Below are 1,174 nucleotides of genomic sequence, written 5' to 3'. Positions count from 1 at the left end.
GCCGTCCGGATTCCGGGAGTTCGGCGAAGCACTCCCAGACACCCTCGGTGAACGCGGCGTCCGCCGGAATCGTGACCGTGCCGTTGCCGGACATCGGGAAGACACGCTCCTGGGTACGGATGTCGGAGCGCACACAGACCAGCTTCAGGCCCTCGTGGACGACCGCCGCGGCCTGCGGGGCGACGAGGGAGAAGGCGACCGCGCCGCCTGACTCCACCACGCAGTCGGCGACCGGCGCGATGTCGCCGACGGCCGCGCGCTGGGCGGAGACGGTCCGCAGCTCGCCGAAGAGTTCCTCGTACTTCTTGGCGACCTGGCCGGGGTCGAACCGTGAGGCGTTCCTCACGGCCGCCGCGCTCATCCGGCGGCGCAGCGGCTCGTCGTCGATGAGGGTGAGCAGGGCACTCGCGACGGCGTCGGGGTCCGAGACGGGCACCAACAGGCCGTCCACACCGGGCTGGAGGATCTCCCGGGGGCCGTAGTCGCAGTCGCTGCTGACGACGGGCAGCCCGCAGCGCATGGCCTCCACGAGGGTCATGCCGAACGACTCGTGGCGCGAGGTGGACGCGGCGATGGCGCCCTTCGCCCACTCCGGCTCGATGGGCGAGACCGAGCCCATCAGCCGCACGCTGTTGTAGAGGCCGAGCCTGTCGATCTGCTTGCGCAGGTTCTCCTTCTCCGGTCCCCCGCCGTAGATCCTCAGGTCCCACTCCGGGCGCTCGGCGACGACCTTGGCGAAGGCGTCGACGAGCACGCTGTACTGCTTCTCGGAGGACAGCCGCCCGGCGGCGACGATCGTGGTGCCGGAGCCCGTGGACGGCTCGATCGACGGCTCGGGCACGCTGTTGGAGATGGCGAGCACCCGGGTCGCGGGCAGCGGCATCTGCGCGCGGTAGACGGCGGCGTCGCCCTCGGAGACGGTGACATAGGCGTCGAGCGCGTCGATGTGCTGGTACATCTCGTTGCGCAGGGCGGGCTTGTGGTGGTTGTACGTCATGTGTTCCTGGCCGATGAGCACGGCGCTCGCGGGGGCGAACTGGGCGACGTACGCGGCGAGTCCGGGTCTGGTCCCGATGACGACGTCGGCGTCCGAGTCCGCGTAGTGGTCCCTGACCCGCTCGTCGGTCAGCTTGCTGTACTCGCGGTAGCGCGCCTCGTTGCGCGGGAAGTACTC

1 protein-coding gene is annotated in these 1,174 nt (G+C 70.4%); it reads right to left on the bottom strand.

Features of this window, described 5'->3' with window-relative positions; genetic code table 11:
• The coding region (locus ACFXKA_RS43070; protein ID WP_379431924.1) for a glycosyltransferase family 4 protein at nucleotides 1-1,174 on the bottom strand (1,174 nt) is incomplete at both ends.

The sequence above is a fragment of the Nocardia sp. NPDC059228 genome, assembly GCF_042754245.1.
Classification (GTDB): Bacteria; Actinomycetota; Actinomycetes; order Mycobacteriales; family Mycobacteriaceae; genus Nocardia.
Note: the sequence above shows the minus strand (reverse complement) of the source record. Positions and strands in the feature narration are given on the sequence as shown.